Source organism: Serratia sp. 2723, assembly GCF_050434425.1.
In the GTDB taxonomy this organism is placed as follows: Bacteria; Pseudomonadota; Gammaproteobacteria; order Enterobacterales; family Enterobacteriaceae; genus Chania.
The window spans coordinates 391,980-409,786 of record NZ_JBNDIN010000004.1 but is presented as its reverse complement, the minus strand read 5'-3'; the positions used below and the strand labels follow the sequence as shown (position 1 = coordinate 409,786).

At 53.7% G+C, this 17,807-nt stretch carries 16 protein-coding genes and 1 riboswitch; of the genes, 6 read left to right on the top strand and 10 right to left on the bottom strand.

Annotated elements, in window-relative coordinates; translation table 11 throughout:
* Window positions 1-141 precede the first annotated feature (141 nt).
* The 5 genes from mntP to manX form a co-directional block, all read right to left on the bottom strand.
* Window positions 142-708 carry a manganese efflux pump MntP gene (mntP, locus tag ABIE29_RS08970; RefSeq protein ID WP_429618055.1) on the bottom strand — a complete coding sequence of 189 codons (567 nt, stop codon included), beginning with the start codon at window positions 706-708 and terminating at the stop codon, window positions 142-144.
* Window positions 709-718: 10 nt separating this feature from the next.
* Window positions 719-899, bottom strand: a riboswitch (yybP-ykoY riboswitch).
* Between the two features lie 216 nt (window positions 900-1,115).
* A complete protein-coding gene (locus ABIE29_RS08965; RefSeq protein WP_429618053.1) occupies window positions 1,116-1,574 on the bottom strand; it encodes a DUF986 family protein in 459 nt (152 codons plus the stop codon).
* A 53-nt stretch (window positions 1,575-1,627) separates the two neighbouring features.
* Window positions 1,628-2,470, bottom strand: a complete 843-nt coding sequence (locus ABIE29_RS08960) for a PTS mannose transporter subunit IID (RefSeq protein WP_429618052.1) — start codon at window positions 2,468-2,470, stop codon at window positions 1,628-1,630.
* Window positions 2,471-2,485: 15 nt separating this feature from the next.
* Complete coding sequence (locus tag ABIE29_RS08955; RefSeq protein WP_429618051.1) at window positions 2,486-3,286, bottom strand: PTS mannose/fructose/sorbose transporter subunit IIC; 801 nt, start codon at window positions 3,284-3,286, stop codon at window positions 2,486-2,488.
* 55 nt (window positions 3,287-3,341) lie between these two features.
* The gene (gene manX, locus ABIE29_RS08950; RefSeq protein ID WP_429618050.1) at window positions 3,342-4,313 is read right to left on the bottom strand and encodes a PTS mannose transporter subunit IIAB; all 972 of its coding nucleotides are present in this window, start codon (window positions 4,311-4,313) and stop codon (window positions 3,342-3,344) included.
* A 584-nt stretch (window positions 4,314-4,897) separates the two neighbouring features.
* Between manX and ABIE29_RS08945 the strand changes: the two genes are divergently transcribed.
* Window positions 4,898-6,445, top strand: coding sequence for a TerC family protein (locus ABIE29_RS08945; protein ID WP_429618048.1), 1,548 nt, complete (start codon window positions 4,898-4,900; stop codon window positions 6,443-6,445).
* A gap of 345 nt (window positions 6,446-6,790) precedes the next feature.
* On the opposite strand, the gene ABIE29_RS08940 is transcribed toward ABIE29_RS08945, so the two are convergent.
* From ABIE29_RS08940 to pabB, 4 genes are all read right to left on the bottom strand, one after another.
* Window positions 6,791-8,398 (bottom strand): EAL domain-containing protein, encoded by a 1,608-nt coding sequence (locus tag ABIE29_RS08940; RefSeq protein ID WP_429618047.1) that lies wholly within the window; start codon window positions 8,396-8,398, stop codon window positions 6,791-6,793.
* Between the two features lie 327 nt (window positions 8,399-8,725).
* Window positions 8,726-10,090 carry an L-serine ammonia-lyase gene (sdaA, locus tag ABIE29_RS08935; RefSeq protein WP_429618045.1) on the bottom strand — a complete coding sequence of 455 codons (1,365 nt, stop codon included), beginning with the start codon at window positions 10,088-10,090 and terminating at the stop codon, window positions 8,726-8,728.
* A gap of 370 nt (window positions 10,091-10,460) precedes the next feature.
* Window positions 10,461-11,039, bottom strand: a complete 579-nt coding sequence (locus tag ABIE29_RS08930) for a CoA pyrophosphatase (protein ID WP_429618044.1) — start codon at window positions 11,037-11,039, stop codon at window positions 10,461-10,463.
* Window positions 11,036-12,409, bottom strand: coding sequence for an aminodeoxychorismate synthase component 1 (pabB, locus tag ABIE29_RS08925; RefSeq protein WP_429618043.1), 1,374 nt, complete (start codon window positions 12,407-12,409; stop codon window positions 11,036-11,038). The genes ABIE29_RS08930 and pabB overlap by 4 nt, the downstream gene beginning before the upstream one ends.
* 280 nt (window positions 12,410-12,689) lie before the next feature.
* Between pabB and ABIE29_RS08920 the strand changes: the two genes are divergently transcribed.
* Complete coding sequence (locus ABIE29_RS08920; protein ID WP_429618042.1) at window positions 12,690-13,697, top strand: glycosyltransferase; 1,008 nt, start codon at window positions 12,690-12,692, stop codon at window positions 13,695-13,697.
* A 63-nt stretch (window positions 13,698-13,760) separates the two neighbouring features.
* Window positions 13,761-14,003 (top strand): YoaH family protein, encoded by a 243-nt coding sequence (locus ABIE29_RS08915; RefSeq protein WP_429618040.1) that lies wholly within the window; start codon window positions 13,761-13,763, stop codon window positions 14,001-14,003.
* Window positions 14,004-14,040: 37 nt separating this feature from the next.
* Here the strand turns inward: ABIE29_RS08915 and purT are convergent, their stop codons facing one another.
* A complete protein-coding gene (gene purT, locus ABIE29_RS08910; RefSeq protein ID WP_429618039.1) occupies window positions 14,041-15,219 on the bottom strand; it encodes a formate-dependent phosphoribosylglycinamide formyltransferase in 1,179 nt (392 codons plus the stop codon).
* Window positions 15,220-15,430: 211 nt separating this feature from the next.
* Between purT and dbpA the strand changes: the two genes are divergently transcribed.
* The 3 genes from dbpA (at window position 15,431) to yqfB (ending at window position 17,573) form a co-directional block, all read left to right on the top strand.
* Window positions 15,431-16,813, top strand: a complete 1,383-nt coding sequence (gene dbpA, locus ABIE29_RS08905) for an ATP-dependent RNA helicase DbpA (protein WP_429618037.1) — start codon at window positions 15,431-15,433, stop codon at window positions 16,811-16,813.
* A gap of 85 nt (window positions 16,814-16,898) precedes the next feature.
* Entirely contained in the window at window positions 16,899-17,225 is a 327-nt protein-coding gene (locus ABIE29_RS08900) for a YebG family protein (RefSeq protein WP_429618036.1), read from the top strand.
* A 39-nt stretch (window positions 17,226-17,264) separates the two neighbouring features.
* Window positions 17,265-17,573 (top strand): N(4)-acetylcytidine aminohydrolase, encoded by a 309-nt coding sequence (gene yqfB, locus ABIE29_RS08895; protein WP_429618034.1) that lies wholly within the window; start codon window positions 17,265-17,267, stop codon window positions 17,571-17,573.
* The last annotated feature ends 234 nt before the right edge of the window (window positions 17,574-17,807 follow it).

Here is a 17,807-nt window from a genome sequence, read left to right as displayed (position 1 = left end):
GGGCGAGGGGGGACTCACAGGTACGGGAGTTGGTTGGCAGCGTTGTCGCTGAAGTTTGGTGCGGGATTTAAGTGGTGGCACAATCGGTTCCCTCTCCTTGGGGAGAGGGTTAGGGTGAGGGAGTGTTCTTTGCCGCAGAGACTACGCCAGGTAGCCCAAGTGTTCCAGCAGGATATTAAAGCCAATCCCGATCAGTACCACCCCGCCAAGAATTTCTGCGCGTTTGCCCAGCAGTGGGCCAATAAACCGGCCAACCATCATCCCCAGAGTAGCCATGATCATGGTCGCCATCCCGATAGCCATCGCGGTATGCAGGATATTAACCTGTAGGAATGCCAGACCTACGCCGATTGCCATTGCATCCAGACTGGTGGCAATGGCCGTAGCAACCAGCACCCAGAAGCCATGACGAGTGACTTTCTCTTCTTCCTGTTTGTTTTTCGCCCCTTCAACGATCATGCGTGTGCCAAGGATAAACAGCAGGCTGAAGGCGACCCAGTGGTCCCATTCCATGATGTGTTGGCTGGCAAACAGCCCGATGCCCCAGCCGATAAGCGGGGTAATGGCTTCAATGATGCCAAAGATCAGACCGGTACGGATAGCTTCGCGAAAACGCGGTTGATGCAAAGTGGCACCTTTGCCGATCGACGCGGCAAACGCGTCCATAGACATACCAAAAGCCAGGATAAGAGTTGCAGAAAGGTTCATTGAAATAGTCTCGGCCGGGTGGCTCCATATACACGTAACCCACCCCCAACCTTACGACGGAGTTACGTGCCTATGGTCTCGCCAACCTACCTGGCTGCCCGCACCACGTTCCGCTGACGAAACGAGTATGTTGATACGGGCGTTTCTGGTTATGACTCCCCAGAAACCGGCTACTCCCCAATGACGGCGCAACCATACCATAATATTTTTGCTGCGGACAACGTTTAATTTCACCGGCGGATTGGGTGAAATTGAGACTTATTTTCATTAACCTGCTTATTGAGGAAAATAATGGCGATAGTGACATCAAGGCTGTGGAAATAATAATCAGAAAAAACTTAAGTAATGCTGGTTAAATACCCAAAAAAACGCCGCTCATTAATTTCGCAGTGTGGATGGTTTTTAAGTTATTTATTTTCAAGGAAAAAATGATAGATTTTTTCCAAGTCATCCAAGTGCGTAACCTGGATCAATAACCGACGCTGTTCTAAGTCGATAACCAGAATACCGTCTTCGGATAACTTCATGGTTTTTATACGGTGATAGTCAATAAACGCATTTGCATAGAAGAAACCGGTGGCTTTAAACAACATCTTGGGCCAGCGGATATAGGAGATATATACCGCAATCAAGGCTAGTGAAATTAGCAGGTAGGTGGTTATTGGTGTTCCCTGGCTGGTCACGTTACGGTAGACCAGAATGGCGATCAGGCCGACGAAAATCAGGCTGTCCAAGCGGTTACTGCGCTTTAGCTGAACCTTTAGCAACGTTTTTCCTTTCAGCAGGTTCATTCCGAATTCGTCATACAGCGCATACGCCAGCATCAGCAGAATAAAAATCAGTAATACGCCATCGGTCAGCGACATCTCACCACTCCATAAATAAAAAACCGGGGTTGTCCCCCGGTTGTCAATTGCTATTACAGACCTAACAGACCAATCCAGTAACCGAAGATACCGATGACGAAGAAGCCGATGATGATCCACAGCGCGTTGACCTTCTTGCGCAGCAGCCACATACAACCGAAGGTCAGCAGTAGCGGTACCAAGCCAGGCATCAACTGGTCGAGGATGGTTTGTACCGTGGTTACGTGGGTTTGCCCGGTCTGGTCGGTAATTTTCGACACCACCAGCGGGATATTGACGTGTGTCCACTTGTTAACCAGGGCCCCCATGACAAACAGGCCGAGGATCGACGCCCCTTCCGTCAGTTTTTGCAGGAAACCACCGCCCATATCGCTAACGATATCGACCCCTTTGCGATAGCCGTAGGCGACACCGTAGTAACGAACCAACAGACGCACCAGGTTAAACAGCACGAAGAACAACAGCGGGCCGAGCAGGCTGCCACTCATGGCAATACCGGCACCCAATGCGGCAAATACCGGGCGAACGGTCCCCCAGAATATCGGGTCACCCACGCCAGCCAGTGGCCCCATCAGACCTACCTTGATGCCGTTGATGGCCGCATCGTCGATTGGTGCTCCATTGGCACGTTGTTCTTCCATCGCCATGGTAACGCCAAGTATTGGCGCTGCGACGAACGGTTGCGTATTGAAGAACTCAAGATGGCGTTTGATTGCCTGCTTGCGTTGGTCGTTATTGTCCGGGTACAGGCGACGGATCACCGGCACCATGGAGAAGCAAAAACCTAGCGCCTGCATACGTTCGAAGTTCCATGAACCCTGGAACAGGTTGGAGCGTACGAATACGCCGCGAATATCGGCAGGTGTCAGTTGCTTTTGAGTCGTTGTATCAACCATTTCTTTCACCTATTCCTAGTCCAATTCGTTATCGAGGTCGTTGGCACCGGCAGGGTTGGCCTGAACCACCTGAGACTTGTTGTATTTAGGGCTGAGCTGGATGTAGAGCACCGCCATCACCACGCCGATCACACCGAGTGCGACCAGGTTAAAGTTGGTGAAGGCTGCGGTAACAAAGCCCAGGTAGAAGAATGGCATCAGATAACCGGCACGCATCATATTGATGACCATCGCGTAACCGACGACCACAATCATGCCACCGGCGATGTTCAGACCGCCTGTGACCACTTCCGGAATTGAGTTAAGCAGGGCGTGGACGCCAGCTGTGCCGACAGAGACTGCAACGATCACCGCAGGAATAGCTACCCGCATTGCCTGCACCAGCAGGGCCGCGATGTGGATCACGGTAATGCCGCTCAGGCTACCCCGTTCTGCCGCTTTGTCCGCCGCATGCTGGAAGGCCACGGTGATGGTACGCACGATAATGGTCAGTACCTGGCCTGCTGCTGCCAGTGGAATAGCCAGGGCAATACCGGCACCGATGTTTTGCCCACCGGCGATAACCAGAATGGTGGAAATAATCGACGCTAACGCCGCATCGGGTGCAACCGCAGCCCCGATGTTCATCCAACCCAGTGCGATCATCTCCAGCGTACCGCCGATGATGATACCGGTTTTGATGTCACCGAGAACCAAGCCAATCAGCGTACAGGCCACTAACGGGCGGTGGAATTGAAACTCATCCAGGACGGAACCCATCCCGGCGATACAGGCAACGATAAATATCAGTACAATCTGAAGAGTGGTGATCTCCATTGCACTTCTCCTATATGACCAAACAGCTCTGAGTAAAAAATTAACGACCTTGCCGTTAATTGAGTTTGTTAATCAGGTCCATCATTTTTAGCCGACTGTCGGAAGAGACCTTACGGACTTCAAGTTCAATCCCGCGTTCGTTTAACTTCTTAAACGCCCCGATGTCTTTCTCATCGACGGACACCGCGTTATTCACCTGGGTTTTGCCTTGGCGGAACGCCATACCACCGATATTCACCGATTTGACATCCACACCTTCCTCCACCAGGCGCCAAACGTCGGTTGGGTTGGTGAACAGCAGCATCACGCGTTCACCCGCATATTTCGGGTTGTTCCAGACACGGATCGCCTTTGCCACGTCAACAACGTGAGCGGTAACGCCTGGAGGGGCAACCTGAGTCAACAAGGTTTTACGTACGTGGTCGGCTGCCACTTCATCACTGACTACGATGATACGGCTGACATTAGTCTCTTTGGTCCAGCGGGTGGCAACCTGGCCGTGGATCAGACGATCGTCGATACGCGCCAGGCAGATTTTCATATGGTCATTGGGGCCGAGAGGTCTCTGTGGCCCGGCGGCTTTTTGGGGAGGGGCACTTTGTGTCGCGACGGGCTTGATACTCTTTTCTATCGGTCTCTTCAGCGCTTTCACGCCTTCACGACCGGTTTCCAACGCCAGCGCGACCAGTTCGTCAAAGCTTGGGTTGTCATCACGGGCCATGAACGTTTCCACCAGCATAGGAATGTTAACCCCGGTGATGACCTCATAGTGTGGTTGGTCTACTGCGATACGGCTGGCCGCGTTAAACGGACTGCCGCCCCAGGTATCTACCAGAAACAGGACGCCATCGCTGGTATCGAGCCCACTGATTTTCCCATTGTATTTCTCAATTAACGTTTCAGCATTTTCACCGGGAACGAAATCTATGTAGGCGACGTTGGCTTGCTCACCCAATAGCATTTCTGCTGTTTTCAGCAGTTGTTCCGCTGCAGTCCCATGTGTGCCGATGATAATAGCTATTGCCACTCGCTACCTCCTCGTTGAACTTAAGGCACGGATTGTGTCTTGACTCATCACCATCCTGGCAGTCATTTCCGCGGTTCAGATACGTTGGTGCAAATACATTATGGTAGAAAAAGAAACTCACACTTAACATTCATCCCGCAGTTTCAAAAACCTGTGGTCGTTAATTCCCGTTAACGCAATTTATTTTAGTAGGTGAAAAAATAAATTTTGTGACATTGCCTTGCTATTAGTAGATCGATAAAGCCGAATAGTTGGTTTGCGGAATTAAACAGTAAAGCTGTTACAAAATGAGGCGTAAACTAAACAAAGCCACTTTTCTGGCGAAAAATTTCCTGCTAGAGTGCATTCTTCTTTCATTACCAAGGAGTGAAGGGCCTCAGCCCTCCCTATGGACTGTCACCGAAGTTACTGTTTTACAAGGTTTCGCCCGCCACCTGTTGGCGCAGCAACGTCTGCTCGGCCTTATGGCTGCTTCCTGCTAGTGCCATCCCGTTTTATCTCTGTGATCGCCAACGCCACCTCTGCGTTTGCCTCCTTACGTCTGAGCGCAGCTCTACCAACCTGTCTTTCTTCTGGAGTCTGATATGGAAATATTAATGGACCCCTCGATTTGGGCCGGGTTATTGACCCTGGTGGTCTTGGAAATCGTGCTAGGTATCGACAACCTGGTATTCATCGCCATTCTGGCCGACAAACTGCCGCCCAAGCAGCGCGATAAAGCGCGCATTATCGGTCTTTCATTAGCCTTGGTGATGCGTCTTGGGTTGTTATCGGTGATTTCATGGATGGTGACGCTGACCAAACCGCTGTTCAGCGTGGGGGAGTTCGCTTTCTCTGGCCGCGATCTGATCCTGCTGTTTGGTGGGATATTCCTGTTGTTCAAAGCTACTATGGAGTTGCATGAACGGCTGGAGGGCCGTGCCCATCAGGAAGGTGCCAACCGTGGTTACGCCAAATTCTGGGCGGTGGTAGTGCAGATTGTCATCCTGGATGCGGTGTTCTCGCTCGACGCGGTGATCACGGCGGTAGGGATGGTCAACGATCTGCCGGTCATGATGGCTGCGGTAGTGATTGCGATGGCGGTGATGTTGCTGGCCTCGAAACCTTTAACCAACTTCGTGAACGCCCATCCGACCATTGTGGTGCTCTGTTTGAGTTTCCTGTTGATGATCGGCCTGAGCCTGATTGCCGAAGGTCTTGGCGTGCACATTCCGAAAGGCTATCTGTATGCAGCGATTGGTTTCTCGATCCTGATAGAGATGTTTAATCAGATTGCACGGCGCAACTTTATCAAGCACGAGTCTCGTCGCCCGATGCGTGAACGCACGGCTGAAGCGATCATGCGCCTGATGGGGCAACAGCGTACCCAGCAGCAGGTGGATGAAGACAGCCTGCGCAAGGTGAAAGAAACCTTTGCTCAGGAGGAACGCTTTATGATCAGCGGCGTGCTGACGTTGGCTTCCCGTACCTTGCGCAGCGTGATGACACCGCGCACCGAGATTTCGTGGGTAGATTGCGAACGCTCCCGCGACGAGGTGCGCGAGCAGTTGTTGGATACCCCGCATAGCCTGTTCCCGGTTTGCCGCTATGAACTGGACGAGTTTATCGGCGTGGTGCGTGCCAAGGATCTGCTGGTCGCGTTGGATCAGGGCGTGGATATCGCCGAGTTTGCCGCGCTCACTCCGCCGATCGTGGTGCCGGAAACCATGGACGTGATCAAGCTGCTGGCGGTATTACGCCGGGCCAAGGGTCGTTTGGTGATGGTGACCAATGAATTTGGCGTGGTGCAAGGGCTGGTCACGCCGTTAGACGTGCTGGAAGCGATTGCCGGTGAGTTCCCGGATGAAGACGAAACGCCGGATATTATCGAGGATGGCGACCGTTGGCTGGTGAAAGGCGGGGCGGATCTTCATTCGTTGGAGCAGGCGTTGGACTGTGACAATCTGGTTAGCCCCACCGAGGATTACGCCTCGCTGGCGGGTTTCCTGCTCTCTTATTCTGGCCAGATGCCAACGGTGGGAGACGTGGTCGAACTCCACGACCTGCGCTTTGAAATCCTTGAGATCTCGGATTATCGCATCGAACTGGTCAGTATCACCAAGGTGAAACCGTTGCACGAGCAAGACGAGTAACGCATCTGCCCCTCACCCCAACCCTCTCCCACAGGGAGAGGGAGCTATTAGCCCCTGCACTTTTAGGAATAAAGAGGTCATCTCAGCAACCTCGGTCGTCATCCAAGGTGAGCCAGCCAGAGCCTATGATGAATTGCTGCACTTTCAGGCCAACTCGATCGCCCCTTTATGCAAGGTGAGCCAGCCAGAGCCTATGATGAATTGCTGTACTTTCAGGTCAACTCTCGATCGCCCCTTTATGCAAGGTGAGCCAGCCAGAGCCTATGATGAATTGCTGTACTTTCAGGTTAACTCGATCGGTTCCCTCTCCCTGTGGGAGAGGGTTAGGGTGAGGGGTTACTGGTATTAGGGCATTTCTCTCGGTTTCTTTTCTGTTTGCGGCTGTCGATGCAGCACACGTTGGCGGGTTTCATACTGTTGCAGCCACAGTGGAAACACGTTGATCGGCATCGGCTTGGCAAAATAATACCCCTGTAAGGCATTGACACCCTGCGAGCGTAGATACTCTGCCTGCTCCTCTGTCTCAACCCCTTCGGCTACCAGTTTTAATTTCAGGCGTTGTGCCAACGTAATGATGGTATCGGTCACGGTGGCATTGACCGCGTCGGTGCCAATGGCGGCGGTAAAACCACGATCGATCTTCAACACGTCCGGACTGAGCTTTTTCAGGTAACTGAGCGAGCTGTGGCCGGTGCCGAAGTCGTCTATCGCCAACATGATGCCCATCTCTTTGAGCGTTTTAATCTGCTCATGCTGAATCTCCGACAGGGCGGTTCGCTCCGTCAGCTCCAGCATCAATGAAGGCATCGGATGGGCGGGCAGCCAGATCCGGCGGATATCATCAATAATGCTGACGGTATTGAAATGCTCTGCTGCGACGTTGATGCTGATATAGAAAGAGGGGCGAGGGGGGAACAGGTTGAGGTTTTCTACCACTGTGGTCATCAGATAACGCGTCAGGGGAATGATCAGGGCGTGCTGTTCGGCCAGCGGGATAAATACGTCTGGCGAAATCCAGCCTTGCCGCTTGTTCTTCCAGCGCATCAAGGTTTCAACGCCGACACAGCGCCCATTATCGCTGTTGATAATCGGCTGGCAATAAACGCGAAATTCGCGATGCGCAATGGCGTGGCCAATATGATAAGACAGACTCATACGGTTGGCTGTGATCAGATAGACCACATAGGCCGCCAGCAAGCTCAGCATTAGCGCCAGAGGAATATGGCGGGGTAACGCGGCCAGCGCCAGAGTGCGGGCATCGGGGCCAAACAGGGAGATGGAAAAAGGATACTTGGCGGATTTTGCGGTGTATTGCAGGCCCTCGGCTTTGGCATTGCTCAGGGTAATTCCCTGTTGACCATATTCCAGTCTGTAGGCACCTACGTTCAGGGCAACCCGGTGAGCATAAGGCTCTTGCGGTTCCAGCAGGAAATTGGACAACAGATCGATATTGAAAACGTGCAGCACGCCGCCGGTACTTTGATCGGGCAACGGAGTCCACAGCACCAGCGTTGGCGTTCCTTTTGCTACTGTGATGGACGGGCGCAGTGCCAGTTGTATGCCGCCTTTGGTCATGGTCGGGAAAATGGCGTTAAACACATAATGGCGTTGGCCAAACAGGCTGGAACAATAAATCGTGCCGTCCTTGACCAGCAGCAACGAGCGCAGCGCCTGATTCTGTGCGGCACGAAAGCGTAAGGTCGGCATCACTGAATCGCAGGATTGCCCGACCAGCGACATGGTACGGAGCGCCTGTTGTTCTGCGGGCTGCAGTAACGCATTGAGTTTGGTGATCACCCGGCTGGCCAGGGCACGCTGATTCTGCTCGGTATTACGGACTTCCTGATAGTAGCGGGTATACAGTGAAATCAACAGAATAGCCAACCCAACCGCGCCAGAGAGGAGCCAACGGTAATAGCGGTATTTCGATGCGGCAAGTTGGGTCATCAACATCCGGTAAGTCCTTGTTCAGTCTAGCGGCCTGACGTCACTTCCAGGCGCAAATTCTGTAATACGATGCTTGGCTAATTCTAGCCTGTTCGGATGGAAAATTGATGGTAACTCAACAAATTATTTCGGTTGGTGCGTTCATAGGGGAAATTTGGATGTTAGCCGGCGGATTGGGCGAGGCGGTCAGATTAGCAGTATTGCTGAATTTGTCGGGCGAAGAGGTAATCTATTGATTATCTAAGCGGGCGCAGCAGCGCCCGTGTCGCGTAGCCAGTTCAGGTTTTGTCAGCCGTTCCCCCTAGCCGATGAGGACCAGGGGGACAGACTTAATCAGTCACACTGAACCTTGATCGCCAGACCGCCACGGGAGGTCTCACGATATTTGGCGTTCATGTCTTTTCCGGTTTCGTACATGGTTTCGATCACCTTATCCAGAGACACGCGCGGCTCGCTGGTGCGGCGCAGTGCCATACGCGCCGAGTTGATCGCTTTCACCGAGGCAATGGCGTTGCGCTCAATGCAAGGGACCTGTACCTGGCCTGCAACGGGATCGCAGGTCAAGCCCAGGTTATGCTCCATGCCGATTTCGGCGGCGATGCAAACCTGCTCAGGGCTGCCGCCAAGTAACTCTGCCAGGCCCGCAGCGGCCATCGAACAGGCCACGCCGACTTCGCCCTGGCAACCCACTTCGGCACCGGAAATCGAGGCGTTCATTTTATACAGCGTGCCAATGGCACCGGACGCCATAAAGTAGCGGACATAGGTTTCCGGGCTGACGGACTCGATGAAATGATCGTAGTAAGCCAGCACCGCAGGGACGATCCCGCAGGCTCCGTTGGTTGGGGCGGTCACCACGCGGCCACCGGCGGCGTTCTCTTCGTTCACCGCCAGCGCAAACATGTTGACCCAGTCGATCACGTTCATTGGGTCACTGGACAGTTTGTCGGAGGAAACCAGCAAACGGCGCAAGGCGGAGGCGCGGCGTGGAACCCGCAGCGGGCCAGGCAGCACGCCTTCGGTGTTCAGACCGCGATCGATACAGGCGCGCATGGTTTGCCAAACGTTACCGAAGTAGGCCTCGATCTCTTGTTTGCTATGCAGCGCCAGTTCGTTTTGCATGACCATCCCGGATAGGGACAGACCGGTGGTGTGGCAGTGAGCCAGCATTTCGCTCGCGGAGTTGAACGGATAGGGAACCGAGACTTCGTTAGTTTCGGCTTTGCCGAAGTGTTCTTGGTCAACGATAAATCCACCGCCGATGGAGTAATAGGTTTTGCTGTAAATCTGCTTGTCGCCAGCGAAGGCATGGATCTGCATGGCGTTTTCGTGCAGCGGCATATTGTCGCTACGGAATACCATGCCGCCGTCGCGTGGGAAATCGACTTCGTGCAGGCCGCTGGCCAGCATCAGGCGTTGACGTTGCTCAACATCGCGAATAAAGCCCGGGATGCCATCGATATCGACGGTATCAGGCATATTGCCCGCCAGGCCGAGAATGATGGCGATATCGGTATGGTGACCTTTACCGGTCAATGAGAGTGAGCCGTAAACATCGACGGCAACACGCGTGACGGAAGGCATCAAGCCTTCGTTTACCAGATCGTCGACAAACTGTTTGCCGGCTTTCATCGGTCCAACCGTATGAGAGCTGGACGGGCCGATGCCGATCTTAAACATGTCGAAAACGCTAATCACGCTAAAACTCCTTAAAGAGGCATATTGTTATGGCTGCTGCGGTTAAAAACCACGCAGGGAACGGCGATAGTGTAAAAGGGCCGTACGGGTTTTGCGGCCTTTTTCGCATGAAATAAAGTAATCCTTGGTATTACTGTTAACGTCTTAAAACGCTGCCGGGGTAATCCTTATAATATTAGTGGTTTATTCCGGCCTTGGCTATTTTACAGGTATTTCGTAAGGTTGAAGAGAGAGTTTACAGTTTTTTTAAAACATCGATAGCGTTAACGGTAGTTGATAAAACAGGCTGCTGGAGTGATAGCGATCGCTTTATACTGAAAACAACAGGTAATCTCGGCTTTAACGTGATGTTTGTCACAAAAAAACAAACTCAAATGCTGACTTGCTGTGCCAGGCGACGAATAATACCGGCCGTCAGCCCCCAGACGAACTGGCTCTGATACCAGGAAAGATAGACTCGATGTGTGTGACCACCACGATGAATATCCAGCGGATAATAGCGTGAGAGCCGTAGCGCTTCGTGCAGCGGGATTTCGAACACCTCGGCGACCTCATCTTCGTTGGCATGAAACGCCACATCTGCCGGGATCAGGCCCACCACTGGCGTCACCTGAAAACCGGTACTGCTGTCGAGAGGGGCCAACTGGCCGAGGATATGTACCCGCTGCGGCGGGATTGCTACTTCTTCCTGCGCTTCACGCAGTGCGGTAATGATGGGGGAGCCGTCTTCAGCATCGGTTTTACCGCCTGGGAAGGCCACTTGACCCGCATGTTTACGCAATGAGTCTGCGCGACGCGTGAGCAGCAGGGTCGGTTCTGGCCGACAAACGATCGGGATCAGCACGGCGGCCGGGCGTGCGTTGCGGGAGATCTGCATCGCCTGCGGCAGTTGCAGCTGAAAGCGACTGATAAAATCGGCCAATGAGGTCGGATAATCCTGATGGCTCACGAAACGCTAAACTCCCCCAATTGTGGCAAGATGCGGCCTACCTTATCAAAGGTTTCCTGGTATTCCGCCTGTTCCTGACTATCTGCAACGATGCCACCGCCAGCAGAGCAACTGATACGGCCGTTTTCGGCAATCAGGGTACGGATGGTGATATTGGTGTCCATCGTTCCGCAAACGCTGAGATAGCCAATGCTGCCACAATAGGCATTACGGCGCTGTGGTTCCAGCTCTTCGATGATTTCCATTGCCCGTACTTTGGGAGCGCCGGTAATCGATCCGCCGGGAAAACAGGCGCGCAACAGCTCGCTAGCCGAGCGGTTAGCGGGCAGGGTGGCAGTAACGGTACTGACCAGATGATGTACCGCCGGGAACGGCTCAACCACGAACAGTTCCGGCACCTTGACGCTGCCAGGCTCTGCCACACGGCCAATGTCATTACGCAGCAGATCGACAATCATCAGATTTTCGGCCCGGTCCTTGGGGGAATTGGCCAACTTTTGCGCCTGTTCGGCATCCAGCGCGGCATCGGCAAGGCGGGGTAGTGTGCCTTTGATGGGCCGGGTCTGGATCTGCCGATCGGCCAACCACAGGAAACGTTCTGGTGAAACGCTTAACACCGCGTTGGCGGGCAGGCGCAGGAAAGCAGAGAACGGCGCACGGTTGCTGGCGCTTAGCTGCTGGAATGCCTGCCATTCGTCCCCTTGATAAGGGGCGGAAAAACGCTGAGCCAAATTGATCTGATAGCAATCGCCACTGCGCAGATAATCCTGGATCCGCCGGAATTTCTCGCCATACTGTTGGCGCGTCATATTGGCCTGCCAGTTGCCGGTCAGGGCGAAGCGGGGCTGTGGCACGACCTGCTGTTGGTTAAGCCATTGCCAGCGTTGTTCTACATCCCCATAGCTGAGCAGGGTCAGTTTTTGCCGCTGGTGATCGGCGATCAGTGCCCAGTCATAAATGCCCACCGCCATATCTGGCAGCTTGGTATCGGCCTGCGCTAACTGTGGCAACGCTTCGATACGCCGCCCTAAATCATAGCCAAATAGCCCTAGCGCTCCCCCTTGAAAGGGCAGATCGCCGTTCAGTGGCGGATGCAGGTTGAGAGCATCCAGCTGTTGTTGCAACAGAACGAAGGGATCTTCCGGTGAGTTGCTGCGAGTCTCTCCTTGCTGGATCTCGGTGCTGGCGCCGCAGGTGGTCAGCGTGGTGCGCGGTTCTGCCACCAGAATGTCAAACCGGTTGTGTGGGTGTTCGGCAAAGCCTGAATGCAGCAGCATGGCCCAAGGCCGTGGTGCCAATGGTGCGAACAGCGTCAACACGGCATCGTGCGTATAAGGTAAAGACTTAAGGTTTGGGGCGGTGAAACTCATAGGGTTCAATCAACCTGACTCACGTAATCAGCGGTGTTGGCAGCCATTCTGCCACATTACGCCATAGGGTGCTGCTTACAGATTAGCCGGATGAAAAATAAACCAAGGGTAAATGGAGCATTTTTTGCAACGTCTGACATATTTTAAAATGTAGAATGCCATTATATTCCCGCGGAAAGAAATTTCTTCGGTGGATATTTCAATAAGTAAAATAACAATAATAAATGTATCTTGTTTTACCCGATAATTATTCTGATTTACCCCACAGGTGAGGACAACAATGTCATTAAAATTAAGCGTTATTGTTCCTTTACATAATGTTGGGGAGCTATTTATTCCTTTCTTGAATTCATTGCTGGCGCAACATGAGCAGCAATTGGAGGTGATCATCGTTAACGATGGATCCTCCGACGGCTCAGGAGAGATCGCGCACCGCTACGCCATGCAGCATCCGCATATCAAGGTCATCGATCAGCCCAATTCAGGGGTTTCCAATGCCCGCAATACCGGGTTGGCCGTGGCCCGTGGCAAATATGTCGCCTTCCCCGATGCCGATGATTTATTGGATCCAAAAATGTATTCAACACTGCTTGCATTAGCCGAAGAACATCAATTAGACGTGATGCAATGTAACGGCGAACGCTATTTTGCAAGTAATGGTGATTTGCAGCCCATTATTCCCGCTGCGCGTCTGAAAGATACGGCGGTTATTTCCGGTGCACAGTGGTTGGAAAAAGCGTTGAAATCAAGACGCTTTATTCATGTGGTGTGGTTAGCCGTGTATCGCCTGGATTTTATCAAGCAGCACCAACTCTATTTCGAACCGGGCCTACACCACCAGGATATCCCCTGGACCACCGAGGTGATGTTCAATGCTCAACGAGTTAAATACCTGAGCAAACCGCTTTATCGCCAACGGGTACACGACCGCTCGATCAGCAACCGTCGGCGTACCGGGAAGGCGAACGTCGAGTATCAGCGCCACTATATGAAGATCGTCGAGATGCTGGTGGCCCTCAACCAGCGCTACAGCAGCAAGATCCCGATTTGCGCAGCTTTCCACTGGCAGATCGCGCGCGAGGCGCTGGGGATTTGCCATAGTATTCGTCGTGAGCCCGAACTGCAGGCGCAACAACAGATCACCGAAGATTTCTACCGGCGCGGTATTCAGCGGATGATGATCGACAACATGAGGGGGATCAAGCAGGCATGGCAGGTGATGTTGTGGCTGCATCGTTTAAAACAGTGGCGCAGTGAGAACGCGATTCCCTTGCGGGCCAGCGAATAACAGGTGTAGGGATCTGCGTCGTTAGCGCGTATAATTCTCGTCTATTTTACCGGGGAGAAATACATGCTTGCAGGTATGCCGTCACTGAGTCACCAAGAACAGCAGGAAGCTGCTGAACGTATCCATTTGCTGATGGGGCAGGGCATGAGCAGCGGAGAGGCCATCGCGACTGTAGCGCAGGAAATCCGCGAAAAACATCAGGGCGACCAGGTTAGCGTGATGTTCGACGATGAAGAAGAACAGCAACAGCAGGAAGAGCCGATCGAGTATCTGGACGAAGATAGCGAACACGACGAAAACTACTGATGTTAGCGGGGGTCGGCATCCCGAACCCCCAACCGGTTTACCCTTGCACCGTCACTGCAGCAGCGGCCTGTTTGGCCAGCTCTACCGCTTGTTCTACTTCTGGTGCAACGGCCAGTGCAACGCCCATCCGGCGTTTGCCCTCAATGTTCGGTTTACCGAATAACCGCACCTGATTATAACCACTTAGTGCCGTCTCCAACCCGCTGAAACGTACGTTGCTGCTGCTTAGCTCCGGCAGGATCACTGCAGAGGCGGCGGGCCCAAACTGGCGTATCGCGTTAATCGGCAGCCCAAGGAAAGCGCGCACGTGCAGCGCAAACTCGGACAGATCCTGCGAAATCAGCGTGACCATGCCGGTATCATGCGGGCGTGGAGAAACCTCGCTGAAAATCACCTCATCACCGCAGACGAACAGCTCAACGCCGAACAGGCCAAATCCACCCAGCGCGTTAACCACCTTTGCGGCTATCCCCTGAGCACGGCTTAATGCCAGTTCAGACATCCGTTGCGGCTGCCAGGATTCGCGGTAATCCCCCTCTTCCTGACGGTGGCCTATCGGCTCACAGAAATGTACGCCATCGACGGCGTTGATGGTCAGCAGGGTGATCTCGAAATCAAATTTGACCAGACCTTCAACAATCACCCTGCCTCCGCCAGCGCGGCCACCAAGCTGTGCGTAATCCCAGGCGGCACCCAGTTGCTGCTCTTCACGGATCAGGCTTTGCCCTTTGCCGGATGAGCTCATCACTGGCTTGACGATGCACGGGTAACCAATCTCGGCCACCGCTTGGCGGAAGCTTTGCTCGTTATCGGCAAAGCGGTAGCTGGATGTGGGCAGCTCCAGCGTTTCAGCGGCCAGACGGCGAATACCTTCGCGGTTCATGGTCAGACGTGTGGCTTCGGCACAGGGAACGACGTGATGGCCCTGTTGCTCCAACTCAACCAGCATGCTGGTGGCGATAGCCTCTATTTCCGGCACGATAAAATCGGGGCGTTCCTGTTCGATCAACGCTTTGAGCGCCGAACCATCCAGCATATTGATGACGTGGCTACGGTGTGCCACATGCATGGCTGGGGCATCGGCGTAACGGTCGACGGCAATCACTTCCAAGCCTAAACGCTGGCATTCGATGGCCACTTCTTTGCCCAGCTCGCCTGAGCCGAGTAGCATAACGCGGGTGGCGGCAGGACGCAGGGCGGTTCCAATAGTTAACATAGTCTGATACCTGGATCTGAATGAATTCGCTAGTCTGACACTGAGTGCGCAGTATATACGAAAACGATTGCGTACAACCAGTGGCGCATATTAAGCGCTTTTTTTAACGCCGAAATCCGGAAACCCCGCCAACTCTGTTATTATCTGCGCCTGATCCGGCGCCAGCCAAGCGCAGCGCCGCCTTTCCACTTGCTATATAAGAGTTATTGCCGTGAGCACAGTTTCTTTTTCTTCCCTGCCGCTGCCAGCTGAACAGTTGGCCAACCTCAACGAACTGGGGTATGCCGAAATGACGCCGGTACAGGCCGCAGCGCTGCCTGCCATCCTGAACGGGCAGGACGTACGTGCCAAAGCGAAAACCGGTAGCGGTAAAACGGCGGCATTTGGTATCGGCCTGCTGGATAAAATCAACGTTGCCAAAGTGGCAACCCAGGCGCTTATTCTGTGCCCGACGCGTGAGCTGGCCGACCAGGTGAGCAAAGAGCTGCGTCGCCTGGCCCGCTTTACCCAGAACATCAAGATACTGACCCTGTGTGGCGGCCAGCCGGTGGGACCACAGCTCGACTCCCTGGTGCATGCGCCACACATTGTGGTGGGTACGCCGGGCCGTGTGCAGGAGCATCTGCGCAAGAAAACTCTGGTGCTGGACGAGATGACCGTGTTGGTGCTGGATGAGGCTGACCGCATGTTGGACATGGGCTTTGCCGATGATATCGATGATGTGATCAGCTATACGCCGCCGCAGCGCCAGACCCTGCTATTTTCTGCCACCTATCCGGCGGGCATCGAGCGCATTAGCGCCCGTGTGCAGCGCCAGCCACTGAATGTGGAAGTTGAAGGTGGTGATGAGCAAGCCTCAATCGAGCAGCGTTTTTATGAGACCACCCGCGATCAACGCCCTGCAGTGCTGGTGAGCGCCATCCGCCATTATCAACCAGCGTCCTGCGTGGTGTTTTGTAACACCAAGCGTGATTGCCAGAGCGTGTATGAAGCGCTGGAAGCCCGTGATATCAGTTGCATGGCGCTGCATGGCGATCTTGAACAACGCGATCGGGACCAGGTGCTGGTTCGCTTTGCCAACCGCAGCTGCCGTGTACTGGTGGCGACCGACGTGGCCGCGCGTGGCCTGGATATCAAAGAATTGGAGCTGGTGGTCAACTACGAGCTGTCGTTTGACCCTGAGGTTCACGTCCACCGCATTGGCCGTACTGGTCGTGCCGGTCTGAGCGGGTTGGCGATCAGCCTGTGTACGCCGCAGGAAATGGTGCGTGTTCATGCTCTCGAAGAGTATCTGTCCATGCGCGCAAAATGGTCACCCGTGTCTGAGCTGAGCGGGGCGCCTAACACGCCGCTGGAAGCGGAAATGGTCACCCTGTGCATCGACGGTGGCCGCAAGGCTAAAATCCGCCCTGGCGATATTCTTGGGGCGTTGACCGGTGACGCCGGGCTAACGGCTGCAGAAGTCGGCAAGATCGACATGTTCCCGGTGCATGCCTATGTGGCTATCCGTAAGGCCAGCGCCCGTAAGGCACTGCAACAGCTTCAGCAAGGTAAGATCAAAGGCAAGAGCTGCAAAGTGCGGCTGTTGAAATAATAAACGGCAGGGCGCTTGCAGCCCTGCCCGAAATCACTCTATACTGTATAAAAATACAGTATCATAACCTTTGAGGAAGATGCTCATGGCTGTTGAAGTGAAATATGTAGTAGTGAGAAACGGTGAGGAAAAAATGACTTTCGCAAATAAGAAAGAAGCCGATGCCTACGACAAAATGTTGGATCTGGCCGATAGCCTCGGTGAATGGTTGCAGCAAGCGCCAGTCACGCTGGAAGAAGAACAGCGTGAAGGGTTGAGCTTCTTCCTGGCGGAACACAAAGATGTGCTGGTGCAGATCCTGCGTGGTGGTGCCCCGCAAGAAGCTGTCAAAAAGCCAGCCAAAACCAAAGGTGAGAAACCTGCCGCCGTCCCGGAAGAAGGTGCTGCGTCAGAAGAGCAGCAGGCCGCCTAAGCCGTGGTACCGCAACATGTTCATAACCAAGGATCCAGCATGTCTCGTGAAATAACCTTCTTCAGCCGTTTTGAGCAAGATATTCTGGCCGGGCGTAAAACCATCACCATTCGGGATGCCAGCGAAGCTCACTTCCAGCCGAATGAGGTGCTGCGCGTCAGCCGCAACGAAGACGGCGTATTTTTCTGTTATATCGAGGTAAAGTCGGTAACGCCGGTGCGCCTGGATGAGCTAACGCATGAACATGCGCAGCAGGAGAATATGACGCTCGGCGAACTCAAGCAGGTGATCCAGGATATCTACCCAGGGCTGGATGAGCTGTTTGTCATCGCGTTTACCAAACGTTAGTCCCGGGACGCCACTTAATCCTCCGCATCGCCTCAGCCACTTTTGTGGGAACTGGCGCGATGTTGTGGATTTGAACGAATGTCCAACCGTGGCACGTTCGGTCTCCTTTCCCTTTGGGTGAGGGCTAGGGTAGGGGAAATCCTCTATCCTATCTGCGCTGACACCTCCATTGAAAAAATAGCTACGCGGCTTGTTAAGCTGGTGAAATTCGTGTCACTCTTGCCTTAATCAAAG